General features: G+C 57.5%; 12 protein-coding genes. 4 read left to right on the forward strand and 8 right to left on the reverse strand.

What is annotated here, in order from left to right; genetic code table 11:
* Positions 1-188 precede the first annotated feature (188 nt).
* Positions 189-983, forward strand: a complete 795-nt coding sequence (speD, locus tag EJA70_RS18325) for an adenosylmethionine decarboxylase (protein WP_158832549.1) — start codon at positions 189-191, stop codon at positions 981-983.
* Positions 984-1,102: 119 nt separating this feature from the next.
* Here speD and coq7 read toward each other — a convergent pair whose 3' ends face one another.
* From coq7 to hemJ, 6 genes are all read right to left on the reverse strand, one after another.
* Entirely contained in the window at positions 1,103-1,750 is a 648-nt protein-coding gene (gene coq7 / locus EJA70_RS18330) for a 2-polyprenyl-3-methyl-6-methoxy-1,4-benzoquinone monooxygenase (protein WP_008077993.1), read from the reverse strand.
* 208 nt (positions 1,751-1,958) lie between these two features.
* Positions 1,959-2,297: a histidine triad nucleotide-binding protein gene (locus tag EJA70_RS18335; protein WP_003228789.1), complete on the reverse strand. Its 339-nt coding sequence runs from the start codon at positions 2,295-2,297 to the stop codon at positions 1,959-1,961.
* Positions 2,298-2,354: 57 nt separating this feature from the next.
* Entirely contained in the window at positions 2,355-3,143 is a 789-nt protein-coding gene (locus EJA70_RS18340; RefSeq protein WP_034155108.1) for an SDR family oxidoreductase, read from the reverse strand.
* 61 nt (positions 3,144-3,204) lie between these two features.
* Positions 3,205-4,155, reverse strand: a complete 951-nt coding sequence (locus EJA70_RS18345; protein WP_158832551.1) for a DUF805 domain-containing protein — start codon at positions 4,153-4,155, stop codon at positions 3,205-3,207.
* 78 nt (positions 4,156-4,233) lie between these two features.
* Positions 4,234-5,202 (reverse strand): nitronate monooxygenase family protein, encoded by a 969-nt coding sequence (locus EJA70_RS18350; RefSeq protein ID WP_158832553.1) that lies wholly within the window; start codon positions 5,200-5,202, stop codon positions 4,234-4,236.
* A gap of 33 nt (positions 5,203-5,235) precedes the next feature.
* Positions 5,236-5,664 (reverse strand): protoporphyrinogen oxidase HemJ, encoded by a 429-nt coding sequence (gene hemJ / locus EJA70_RS18355; protein ID WP_034155111.1) that lies wholly within the window; start codon positions 5,662-5,664, stop codon positions 5,236-5,238.
* Positions 5,665-5,798: 134 nt separating this feature from the next.
* Here hemJ and argC point away from each other — a divergent pair, with 134 nt between their 5' ends.
* Both argC and erpA read left to right on the forward strand, forming a co-directional pair.
* Complete coding sequence (gene argC, locus EJA70_RS18360) at positions 5,799-6,833, forward strand: N-acetyl-gamma-glutamyl-phosphate reductase (protein WP_158832555.1); 1,035 nt, start codon at positions 5,799-5,801, stop codon at positions 6,831-6,833.
* 168 nt (positions 6,834-7,001) lie between these two features.
* A complete protein-coding gene (gene erpA, locus EJA70_RS18365) occupies positions 7,002-7,352 on the forward strand; it encodes an iron-sulfur cluster insertion protein ErpA (RefSeq protein ID WP_008077999.1) in 351 nt (116 codons plus the stop codon).
* A 73-nt stretch (positions 7,353-7,425) separates the two neighbouring features.
* On the opposite strand, the gene EJA70_RS18370 is transcribed toward erpA, so the two are convergent.
* Together EJA70_RS18370 and EJA70_RS18375 are read right to left on the reverse strand one after the other, a co-directional pair.
* Positions 7,426-8,517, reverse strand: a complete 1,092-nt coding sequence (locus EJA70_RS18370; protein ID WP_158832557.1) for an anhydro-N-acetylmuramic acid kinase — start codon at positions 8,515-8,517, stop codon at positions 7,426-7,428.
* 3 nt (positions 8,518-8,520) lie between these two features.
* Positions 8,521-9,945, reverse strand: a complete 1,425-nt coding sequence (locus EJA70_RS18375) for a peptidoglycan DD-metalloendopeptidase family protein (protein ID WP_158832559.1) — start codon at positions 9,943-9,945, stop codon at positions 8,521-8,523.
* 212 nt (positions 9,946-10,157) lie between these two features.
* Between EJA70_RS18375 and tyrS the strand changes: the two genes are divergently transcribed.
* Entirely contained in the window at positions 10,158-11,357 is a 1,200-nt protein-coding gene (gene tyrS / locus EJA70_RS18385; protein WP_129395737.1) for a tyrosine--tRNA ligase, read from the forward strand.
* Positions 11,358-11,514: the final 157 nt, after the last annotated feature.

The raw sequence follows: 11,514 nt of genomic DNA on the forward strand, positions 1-11,514 counted from the left end.
CTGACGTCTGCATAATGCGCCACTTTTTTCAGGGCAGTGATCGGTCAGCCGACGGGTCATCCGCCTGAACAGATAACCAAAATCGCCATCGCGAAGAGGTGTTAACCGTCCTACGCAGGTGCGTTGTTCGCACTTGACGGGCATGCTTGATCACGCGGCTGCGCCGCATACATAGAGAGTTTTTAACGGTGAAAAGCAAACTCAAGCTCCACGGGTTCAATAACCTGACAAAGACCTTGAGCTTCAACATCTATGACATCTGCTACGCGGAAACCCCGCAAGACCAGCAGGCTTACGTCGAGTACATCAATCAAGAGTACAACGCGAAACGCCTGACGCAGATTCTCACAGAAGTTGTCGAGATCATTGGTGCCAACATCCTGAACATTGCCAGTCAGGACTATGAACCTCAGGGCGCCAGCGTCACGATTCTGATTTCTGAAGAGCCGGTAACCCCGACTGAAAGCCAGATTGAAGAATCGCCGGGCCCGTTGCCCGAAATTATCCTGGCCCACCTCGACAAGAGCCACATCACGGTGCACACCTACCCGGAAATCCATCCGGACGACGGTATTGCAACGTTCCGTGTGGACATCGACGTGTCGACTTGTGGTGTCATCTCACCGCTGAAAGCGCTCAATTTTCTCATTCACCAGTTCGATTCGGACATCGTGACTGTGGATTATCGTGTGCGCGGCTTCACTCGTGACGTTGAAGGCAACAAGCACTTCATCGACCACGAGATCAATTCGATCCAGAACTACCTTTCCGAAGACACTCGCGACGCTTACCAGATGACCGACGTGAACGTGTACCAGGAAAACCTGTTCCACACCAAAATGCTGCTGAAGAACTTCGAACTGGATAACTACCTGTTCGGCGACGCCACCAGCAGCCTGTCCTCCGAGCAGCGTGCTCAAGTGACCGACCGGGTGAAACACGAAATGCTCGAAATCTTCTACGCGCGCAACATGCCGACCTAAGATTCCCGCACACAAAAAAAGGCGACTGTCTCAGGACAGTCGCCTTTTTTATTGTTGAAACAAAGACCCCTGTGGGAGCTGGCTTGCCAGCGATGGGGCCCTGTCCGGCAATACACTTCTCAAATCCGATAAGTACTCTTGGTCATCACCTTAGCCAGAATACTCATCCCGAACTTCACCGGCGCCGGAAAACGAAACCCTCCAGCCTCCAGCGCACTCTCCGCATGATGCTCTTCATCAATGCGCATCTGCTCCAGAATCGCTCGGGACTTCTCATCCTCCGCCGGCAATTGCTCCAAGTGTTCATTCAGATGCTTGCACACCTGATGCTCGGTCGCCGCAACAAAACCCAGGCTGACCTTGTCGCTGATCAACCCGGCCACCGCGCCAATCCCGAAGGACATGCCATAAAACAGTGGGTTGAGCACGCTGGTATGGCTGCCCAACTGGTGAATGCGCTGTTCGCACCAGACCAGATGATCAATCTCTTCTTCGGCGGCGTGCTCCATGGCTTCGCGCACTTGCGGCAGCTTGGCGGTCAGCGCCTGCCCCTGATACAGCGCCTGGGCGCAGACTTCACCGGTGTGGTTGATGCGCATCAGGCCGGCGACGTGGCGGGTGTCTTCATCGCTCATTTGCGTATCCGGCTGCAGAATGGCTGGCGACGGACGGTACGGCTGGCCACTGAAGGGCAGCAGGGTGCGCATCGCGGCATCGGCCTGCAGCAGAAGACGGTCAATCGGCGAGTAGTGACGTTGGGTAGTCATGCTGACCTCCGGGAAGAATCTCGGCGACCAGTTTAACCGAATCGGCCGGGGAAGGTTTGCGCTGGGTCATGCCGCGCTGGATCTGCGTTATGTAGGAGCTGCCGAAGGCTGCGATCTTTTGATCCTGGTGTTAATTCTCTAAAGATCAAAAGATCGCAGCCTTCGGCAGCTCCTACAGGTGACAAAGCGCAGGACTGCTCGGTGAATTTTAACCCGGTGGCCAGTTCATCTGGCGCTGTCCGAGGACGTGCATATGAATGTGATAGACGGTCTGCCCACCTTTTTCATTGCAGTTCATCACCACGCGGAAACCTTCCTCGCAACCCAGTTCCAGCGCCAGACGCTGAGCAGTGAACAGAATGTGCCCGGCCAATGCCTTGTCGTCTTCGGTCAGGTCATTGAGGGTGCGCACCGGTTTCTTCGGGATCACCAGGAAATGCACCGGTGCCTGAGGGGCGATGTCGTGGAACGCCAGAACCTGGTCGTCTTCGTAAATGATCTTGGCCGGGATCTCCCGGTTGATGATCTTGGTGAACAGAGTATCCACTGCTGTTTTCTCCGTTGTTTGAGCTGAATCGAGTGTACCGCGTTGAATCCGGATTCTTTAGCGCGGGCAATAGGCTTTATTGACCATGCCGACAATGGTGCGATTAAGCCAGCGCGAACCGAGTCGCGGCAAAAAGGCAAACCAGCGGTTGCGGCGCCCCGGGATGATGATCGCTCGGTTCTTGTCGAGCGCGCGCACGGTGTACAGCGCGACTTCCTCGGGGCTCATCAGTAATTTGCTGTCTTTGAGTTTGTCGCTGTTCAGTTGCGCCGTGCGGAAAAATGCCGTGCGCGTCGGGCCAGGGCAGAGCACCGAAACCTTCACGGCACTTTGTTTGAGCTCAACCCGCAAGGCTTCCGAGAAGTGCAGAACATAGGCCTTGCTGGCGTAGTAAGTGCTCATCCACGGGCCGGGATTGAACGCGGCCACCGACGCAACGTTGAGAATCTGCCCGCCACCCTGCAGCGCCATGCTGTTGCCGATCGCGTGGCACAGGCGGGTGAGGGCGAGGATGTTCACTTCGATCAGGTCTTGCTCGGTCATCCAGTCCTGCGCGAGAAACGGGCCGCAGGTGCCGATACCCGCGCAGTTCACCAGCAGGTCAATCTGCCGGTCGCCTTCTTCCAGCTCCAGCAAAAAGCCGGACAAGCGCAGCGGCTCGCCCAGATCGCAGGCACGAAACAGCACCTCGACGCCGAAGCGCTGGGTCAACTCGATCGCAATACTTTCCAGCTGATCACGCTGTCGAGCCACCAGAATCAGACTGCGGCCGCGCCGGGCCAGCGCTTCGGCCATGGCCAGGCCTATGCCGCTGGAAGCGCCAGTGATCAGAGCGTAACGGGTCATGCAATTCTCCATCGCAACAGCTCCGCGCCGGCGACGCAGGTGTCACGGCGGGGAGCGCTGTTCATTCTTTCGCAGAGTCTACAGGGGCCTGCGCCGCTTCGGCTGCCTCGTCGGCGGAATTTGCTGCCGGCTCGACTTCGACGTCGATTTCATCGGTGGTCACCGAGCCGCTTTCGTAGCTGCTTTCCAGATTGCTTTCATATTCCTGCTGGACGGCGGAGAAGCCGCCGAGGATGCCGCCAGCAAAGATCAACGCGATGAACACGATCCACAACGAGCAGAGCACCTTGACCGCCGTGCTGTTGGGCGGAGGCGGCGGGCCATATTGATTGGCGCCGGTACTGCCTGGCACCACCATGATCACGAAAGGGAAGAAGCTGCCCACGAAGGGGACAATGTTCAGCAGCCAGAGCCAGCCCGACCAGCCGATATCGTGCAAGCGTTGAACGCTGAACAGGATGCTGACAATGAAGAAGCCGAGGAACAGGAAGAAGGCAAGGATGCCGCCAATGATCAGGCCCGTGGTCGACTCACCGCTGACCAGCCCCAGAGCGATCAGGGCGAAGATGCCGACAATCGGCAATGTCACCAGGCTGAGCACCATCGTCCACGCGAGAAAACGCAGTCGGCCGATGCGACCTTCGACACTGAACGGCTTGAGTACGGCGAATGCCGGCAGGCTTTCGCCGACATTGGCCCGCGGCGGCGCGTAGGGAGATTGCGGCTCAGTGGTGGCAGGACTGTGCTCGTGGACGTCCGCCAGGTTGAGCTCGATGGTGGTTTCGGGTTCAAGCCGGGCGTCGATGCCGGTTTTGCTCAGCGCCTGCAGGTAAGCCTGCGCATCACTGTGGGTCAGGTCGCGTTTGAGTGCGACGGTGCGGCCACTGAACAGACGCTCAACGGCGGCGACATCGCTTTTGAACAGGTCGGCCAAATTGAGTTTGGCGGTGGTGATATCGACACCGGGCTGCAGAGCACCGTTGAAAACGATCTTGTAACGGGGTTCGCTCATGGCCGAGGCATCCTTGTCGCGAGTAAATTGAAAGGTCGTCAGTGTAAGGCCAGTCCACAAACGACTGGCCTGATTTTTTCAGCGTGGCCAGCGTTGTGGCAACTGCGCAGCGCGCTCCTGGGCTTGGCGATACTCGGCGTCGAGGCGCGCAATCAGTTGATCTACGCTCGGCAAGTCATCAATCTGCCCGACGCCCTGACCGGCCGACCACACGGTCTTCCAGGCTTTGGCTTCGTCACTGATCGGTTTGAGCTTGTCGCCGAAGTTCACTTCGCCCTTGCCTTGCAGTGCAGCCATGTCGAAGCCCGCCGCTTCCAGGCTCTGGCGCATGAAACTGGCCGGAACGCCCGACACCGCTGGAGTATGAATGATGTCCGCAGCCTTGGCTGTCAGGAGCATGTCCTTGTAGGCGTCAGGCGCATGACTTTCAGTGGTGCCGATAAATCGCGTACCGAAGTAGGCCAAATCCGCACCGAGCAGCTGTGCGGCGAGAATCTCATGGCCGTGGTTCAAACATCCTGCAAGCAACAGCGTCTTGTCGAAGAACTCACGGATCTCGGCAATCAGCGCAAACGGGCTCCAGGTACCGGCATGGCCCCCAGCACCGGCGGCGACTGCGATCAAACCATCGACCCCAGCCTCGGCCGCTTTCTCGGCGTGCCGGCGAGTGGTCACGTCATGGAAGACCAGTCCACCATAGCTATGCACCGCATCGACCAGCTCTTTCACCGCGCCGAGGCTGGTGATGACGATCGGTACTTTGTGTTCAACGCAGATGTCCAGGTCCGCCTGCAGGCGCGGGTTGCTGTTGTGCACGATCAGGTTCACCGCGTAGGGCGCCGGGTTGTCCAGTGTCGCAAGGCCCGCTTCGATCTGTTCCAGCCAGGCCTTGAAGCCACTGCTTTCGCGCTGGTTCAAGGCCGGGAAGCTGCCGACTACGCCATTGCGACAGCAGGCGAGCACCAACTCAGGATTGGAAATCAGAAACATCGGCGCCGCCACTACGGGCAGACGCAGACGTTGTTCGAGCAAAGCGGGCAGCGACATGATGAATACCCCAAAGATCTGTTCTTGTTTAAGTTAGAACGGCTTGACCACGACCAGAATTACGATAGCCAGCAATATCAGAACCGGCACTTCATTGAACCAGCGATAAAAGACATGGCTGCGGGTGTTTTCGCCACGGGCAAAACGTTTTACCTGCGCGCCGCACATGTGGTGGTAGCCGATCAGCAGTACGACCAGAGTCAGCTTGGCGTGAATCCAGCCACCCATGCTGAAGATGCTCGGGTTGAGGTAGATCAGCCAGCCGCCGAAGATCAGCGTGGCGATCATCGCCGGGCCCATGATGCCGCGGTACAGCTTGCGCTCCATGACGCTGAAGCGTTCTTTGCTGATCGTGTCTTCGCTTTGTGCGTGGTAAACGAACAGTCGCGGCAGGTAAAACAGTCCGGCAAACCAGCAAACGATGCTGACGATGTGAAAAGCTTTGATCCATAGATAGAGCATTTTTAGTTATTCCAGGTTCACGGTAAGCCCGGATAGTAGAGGCTTGAGCGTCCGCACGTCACCTTGACGGTTGTCGCAGGGCCGCGCGGCCCCTATTATCGACGGCTTTCCAGTGGGTTCTTTGAGGGCAGGTTATGGTCAAGGTCGGTATCGTCGGCGGCACGGGTTACACCGGTGTCGAACTGCTGCGTCTGTTGGCGCAGCATCCGCAGGCAGAAGTGGTTGTGATCACTTCCCGATCCGAGGCCGGTCTGGCCGTGGCTGATATGTACCCGAACCTGCGCGGTCACTACGACGGCCTGGCCTTCAGCGTGCCGGACATCAAGACCCTGGGCGCTTGCGATGTGGTGTTCTTCGCCACGCCGCACGGTGTGGCTCACGCCTTGGCCGGCGAGCTGTTGGCTGCGGGGACCAAGGTGATTGACCTGTCGGCGGACTTCCGTCTGCAAGACGCGGAAGAATGGGCCAAGTGGTACGGCCAGCCGCACGGCGCGCCAGAATTGCTGGATGAAGCGGTGTACGGTCTGCCGGAAGTCAATCGCGAGCAGATCAAGAAAGCTCGACTGATTGCGGTGCCGGGTTGCTATCCAACCGCGACGCAGCTGGGCTTCCTGCCGCTGCTGGAAGCGGGTCTGGCCGATACTTCGCGTCTGATCGCTGACTGCAAATCTGGCGTCAGCGGTGCCGGTCGTGGCGCGGCGGTAGGTTCGCTGTATTCCGAAACGTCGGAAAGCATGAAGGCCTACGCAGTGAAAGGTCACCGTCACCTGCCGGAAATTCGCCAGGGCCTGCGTCGTGCCGCGGGCAAGGATGTGGGGCTGACCTTCGTTCCGCACCTGACGCCGATGATTCGTGGCATTCACTCCACGCTCTACGCGACCGTCGTTGATCGTTCGGTGGATCTGCAGGCGCTGTTCGAAAAGCGTTATGCCAATGAGCCATTCGTTGATGTGATGCCCGCCGGTAGCCATCCGGAAACCCGTAGCGTGCGTGGCGCGAACGTTTGCCGCATCGCCGTGCACCGTCCGCAGGATGGCGATCTGGTGGTGGTGTTGTCGGTGATCGACAACCTGGTCAAAGGCGCTTCGGGCGAGGCAGTACAGAACATGAACATTCTGTTCGGTCTGGACGAACGTTTCGGCTTGTCTCACGCCGGAATGCTGCCGTAACACTTTAAGTCGCACAGCGAAAAGGCCCGTCTAACGGGCCTTTTTGCATTCCGGACAGCTCGTCGGCTTTATTGATATACCGTAACAATAGTTGACCGATTTTCTAGGAGAAGCGGATAATGCGCGTCATCACGCATTATGGCGGCGTAACGCCGGGAGATAGTCAGCATGAGCGTCGAATCCTTCACCCCCACGGCTTTGCAATTCACCCACGGTGCCGCGCACAAGGTGAAGAGCCTGGTCGATGAAGAGGGGAATGATCGCTTGAAGCTGCGCGTATTTGTTACGGGCGGCGGTTGTTCAGGGTTTCAATACGGTTTCACCTTCGATGAAGATGTGGCCGAGGACGACACCATCGTCGAGCGCGAAGGCGTGAGTCTGGTGGTTGATCCGATGAGCTTCCAGTACCTGGCCGGTGCGGAAGTGGATTACCAGGAAGGTCTGGAAGGGTCGCGTTTCGTGATCAAGAACCCGAATGCCACCACGACGTGTGGTTGCGGGTCTTCGTTCTCGATCTGACGTTTCTTCGTTTCAGATAACAAAACGCCGCAGAGCCTTACGGTTCTGCGGCGTTTTGCTGTGTGCGATTTGATCAGGCCGGGTAGATGGCGCCCAGGACGCGAAGACCGCGTGCGCCGGTGACGCTTGGGCGGTTGGCGGCGATGCCTTCGAGGCAGCAATGGGCCAGCCAGGCGAAGGCCATGGCTTCGACCCAGTCTGGATCAACCCCATGGGTCGCGGTGCTGGCTACCGTTGTCTCGGGAAGCAGGTCGGCCAGCCGTTTCATCAGTGCGCTGTTGTGCGCGCCACCGCCGCAGACCAACAGTTCTTGGGTATCGGATTGAGCGCTTTGCAGCGACTCGACGATGGTCAGCGCAGTCAGCTCAAGCAGTGTGGCCTGCACGTTTTCCGCCGCGAAGGCTGGTAGTCGTGACAGGTGTTGTTCCAGCCACGGCAGGTTGAACACTTCGCGGCCGGTACTCTTCGGGCCTTTGGTAATGAAGAACGGATCGCTGAGCAGTGCTTCCAGCAATGTCGACTCAACAGAGCCTGATTTTGCCCAGTCGCCATTGCGGTCGTAGTTTTCGCCCCGTTGCTGCTGAATCCAGGCGTCCATCAGAACATTCCCAGGGCCGCAGTCGAAACCGGCTACAGGCTTGGTCGGCTCAATCAGGCTCAGATTGCTGAAACCGCCGACATTCAAGACTGCCTGGTTACCGGTACGCTCTTCGAACAAAGCTTCATGGAAGGCCGGAACCAGCGGCGCACCTTGGCCGCCGGCAGCGACATCACGGCTGCGGAAGTCGCTGACTACAGTAATACCGGTCAACTCAGTCAGCAGGGCAGGGTTGCCGATCTGCACGGTAAAACCGCGCGCCGGTTCGTGGCGAATGGTCTGGCCATGGCTGCCGATTGCACGAATGGCTGCCGGTTTGAGCTGCTGCTGATCGAGGAGGGTATGAATGCCTTGCGCGGCGAGCTTCACCCAGTGTTGCTGGGCAATCGCCGAACGGGCGATTTCATCGGGGCCGCTGGCGCACAAGTCAAGCAGCTCGCCGCGCAGGGACGCAGGCATGGGAATGTAGTGCGTGGCGATCAGCTTGATCGCCGAAGTCTGTTCGATCAGGGCAATGTCCAGACCGTCGAGGCTGGTTCCGGACATCACACCGATATAAAGGGCCATGGCTTAACGCTTGCTCGATGCCAGCATGGTGGCCTTCTCTTGATCCATGCGCGCCATCAGCGGTTGGCTCTGCGCGAGGAAGCGAGCACGTTCGGCTTTGGCGATCGGATCGGCCATTGGCAGCTTCTGACCCAGTGGATCGACGTGAACGCCATTAACCTGGAATTCGTAATGCAAGTGCGGGCCGGTGGACAGGCCGGTGGTGCCGATATAGCCGATCACTTGGCCCTGTTTGACGGTACCGCCGGTTTTCACGCCTTTGGCGAAGCCTTGCATATGGCCGTAGAGGGTACGGTAAGTGTTGCCGTGTTGAATGATCACGGTGTTGCCGTAGCCGCCACGGCGGCCGGCCAGCAGTACTTTACCGTCGCCGGCAGCCTTGATCGGCGTGCCGCGTGGCGCTGCGTAGTCGACACCTTTATGGGCGCGGATCTTGTTGAGGATCGGGTGCTTGCGGCCCATGGAGAACTTCGAACTGATGCGGGCGAAGTCCACCGGCGTACGGATGAACGCCTTGCGCATGCTGTTGCCATCAGCGGTGTAGTAGCTGCTGTTACCTTGTTTGTTGGTGTAACGCACGGCGGTGTAGGTTTTGCCGCGGTTGGTGAAGCGTGCAGACAGGATCGGGCCAGTGCCGACGGCTTTGCCGTTGACCACTTTCTGCTCGTAGATCACGTCGAATTCATCGCCCTGGCGGATGTCTTGAGCGAAGTCGACGTCGTAGCCAAACACGCTGGCCATATCCATGGTCATGCTGTGGGAGAGGCCTGCGCGGGCGGCGGACTGAGACAGCGAGCTGTTGATCACGCCATGTACGTAAGCGGTGCGTACGGTTGGTTTTGCGGTAACCCGGTTGAACGCATAACCCTTGGCATTCTTGGTCAGGGTAATGGTTTCGACGTCGCTGACTTTGCTGTGCAGGCTGGTCAGTTGGCCTTCCGGGTTCAATTCGAATTCGAGTTTCTGGCCGTGTTTGAGTTGGCTGAACTGTTTGGCTTGTTTATCGCTGGCCAGTACTTCATGCACGGAGGCGGCGGGCAGGCCGACTTTTTCGAATAGCGTGGACAGTGTATCGCCCTTGGCGACGACAACTTCGCGATGGCCGGGCGCTTTTGCTTTTTCTGCAGCAGGCGCTGGTACAGGTGCGGTTTCAGCGGTTTGCGGGGTGTTTTCGTCGCTGTTTTCGATCTGCGCAAATGGTGAAGCGACCGGCTCATTTGTGGCTTGAACCGCGTCAGCAGCGTCTTGATCTTGTGTCAGTTGTTCAGCAGGACTTTCCAGTTCAAGGCTCAGGGTCGTCTTTTTGGCTTCAACATCACTGGAAGGGAATACCAGGAGTGCCAGGCTGAGAAGGGCGGCGATCCCACTTGCGGCGAGCAGGTGGGTCTTCGGGTAAAGCGGAGGCGCTTTAGACGGTTCTGTGGTCATAGGTAATTTTGACTTTGAAAAATGATGAATTGGAAAAGATGAATGACATGATGAAGATGAAATAACTGTATAAAATATAACCAAATCATCTCTGAAGCAAGTCTACAGACAGCGCGTTTGTGGATTGGTGTCCGTGCGCCGGGCAAAACTTGTAATTGGTGCGCGATCTTGTATGGTTGGTTCCCTTTGAATCTGAGCCTTACGGGTCTGTTATGAAGTCGGTTGAAGAGCAGCTAGCGCTGATAAAACGTGGTGCGGAAGAACTATTGGTCGAGTCCGAGCTGATCGAGAAGCTCAAGCGCGGCCAACCGCTGCGTATCAAGGCTGGTTTCGATCCGACCGCTCCGGATCTGCACTTGGGTCACACCGTGCTTATTAATAAGCTGCGCCAGTTCCAGGAACTGGGGCATCAAGTGATCTTCCTTATAGGTGACTTCACCGGGATGATCGGTGATCCGAGCGGCAAGAGTGCCACGCGCCCTCCGCTGACTCGTGAGCAGGTTCTAGAGAACGCCGAGACTTACAAGACTCAGGTTTTCAAAATTCTTGATCCGGCGAAAACCGAAGTTGCGTTCAACTCTACCTGGATGGATCAGATGGGGCCGGCGGACTTCATTCGCCTGACTTCGCAATACACCGTCGCACGCATGCTTGAGCGCGATGACTTCGACAAGCGCTACACCACCAATCAGCCGATCGCTATTCACGAGTTCCTCTATCCACTGGTTCAGGGTTATGACTCGGTGGCTTTGCGTGCGGACGTTGAGCTGGGCGGCACCGATCAGAAGTTCAACTTGCTGATGGGGCGTGAGTTGCAACGTGGTTACGGCCAGGAAGCGCAGTGCATTCTGACAATGCCGCTGCTTGAAGGTCTGGATGGCGTGAAGAAGATGTCCAAGTCTTTGGGCAACTACGTCGGTATTCAGGAAGCGCCGGGTGTCATGTACAGCAAGCTAGTTTCGATTCCGGATGCATTGATGTGGCGCTACTTCGAGCTGCTCAGCTTCCGTTCGATGGATGAGATCAATGCGTTGCGTGCAGACGTAGAGGCGGGTGCCAATCCGCGTGACGTTAAAATCAAGCTGGCCGAAGAGATCGTTGCGCGCTTCCATGGTGAGGAGGCTGCGGCCAATGCTCATCGTGCTGCGGGCAATCGCATGAAGGATGGCGAGTTGCCGGATGACCTGCCGGAGATCGAGCTGGCTTCAGCTGAAGACATGCCGATTGCAGCCGTCCTTAATAAGGCGGGTCTGGTGAAGAACTCGGCGGCGGCGCGCGACCTGCTGGCTTCCGGTGGTGTGCGTGTTGATGGTGAGGTGGTTGATCGTTCCTTTATATACGTACTGGGCGCTACCCACGTTTGCCAGGCCGGCAAGAAGGCGTTTGCACGTATTACGCTGAAATCCGAGTAAAACTGAAAATAGGGGTTGACGGCGAATTTTAGATGTCTATAATTCGCCCCACTTCCGGCGCAGTCGAAACGGAAAACTCCTTGAGATTCAATGAGTTATGTAGGTTTCGGCAGCAGGTGCTTCAGTTCATCGAAGCGCAGAAAGAAGTTGAAAAAGA

Origin of the sequence: Pseudomonas sp. PB103 (assembly GCF_009764635.1) — a bacterium.
Lineage (GTDB): Bacteria > Pseudomonadota > Gammaproteobacteria > Pseudomonadales > Pseudomonadaceae > Aquipseudomonas.

What these genes read in the sequence shown, in the direction of transcription:
- coq7 (WP_008077993.1), bottom strand. Translation starts at nt 1,750, where the DNA reads ATGACTACCCAACGTCACTACTCGCCGATTGACCGTCTTCTGCTGCAG.
- EJA70_RS18340 (WP_034155108.1), bottom strand. Translation starts at nt 3,143, where the DNA reads ATGACCCGTTACGCTCTGATCACTGGCGCTTCCAGCGGCATAGGCCTG.
- EJA70_RS18345 (WP_158832551.1), bottom strand. Translation starts at nt 4,155, where the DNA reads ATGAGCGAACCCCGTTACAAGATCGTTTTCAACGGTGCTCTGCAGCCC.
- EJA70_RS18350 (WP_158832553.1), bottom strand. Translation starts at nt 5,202, where the DNA reads ATGTCGCTGCCCGCTTTGCTCGAACAACGTCTGCGTCTGCCCGTAGTG.
- hemJ (WP_034155111.1), bottom strand. Translation starts at nt 5,664, where the DNA reads ATGCTCTATCTATGGATCAAAGCTTTTCACATCGTCAGCATCGTTTGC.
- argC (WP_158832555.1), top strand. Translation starts at nt 5,799, where the DNA reads ATGGTCAAGGTCGGTATCGTCGGCGGCACGGGTTACACCGGTGTCGAA.
- erpA (WP_008077999.1), top strand. Translation starts at nt 7,002, where the DNA reads ATGAGCGTCGAATCCTTCACCCCCACGGCTTTGCAATTCACCCACGGT.
- EJA70_RS18370 (WP_158832557.1), bottom strand. Translation starts at nt 8,517, where the DNA reads ATGGCCCTTTATATCGGTGTGATGTCCGGAACCAGCCTCGACGGTCTG.
- EJA70_RS18375 (WP_158832559.1), bottom strand. Translation starts at nt 9,945, where the DNA reads ATGACCACAGAACCGTCTAAAGCGCCTCCGCTTTACCCGAAGACCCAC.
- tyrS (WP_129395737.1), top strand. Translation starts at nt 10,158, where the DNA reads ATGAAGTCGGTTGAAGAGCAGCTAGCGCTGATAAAACGTGGTGCGGAA.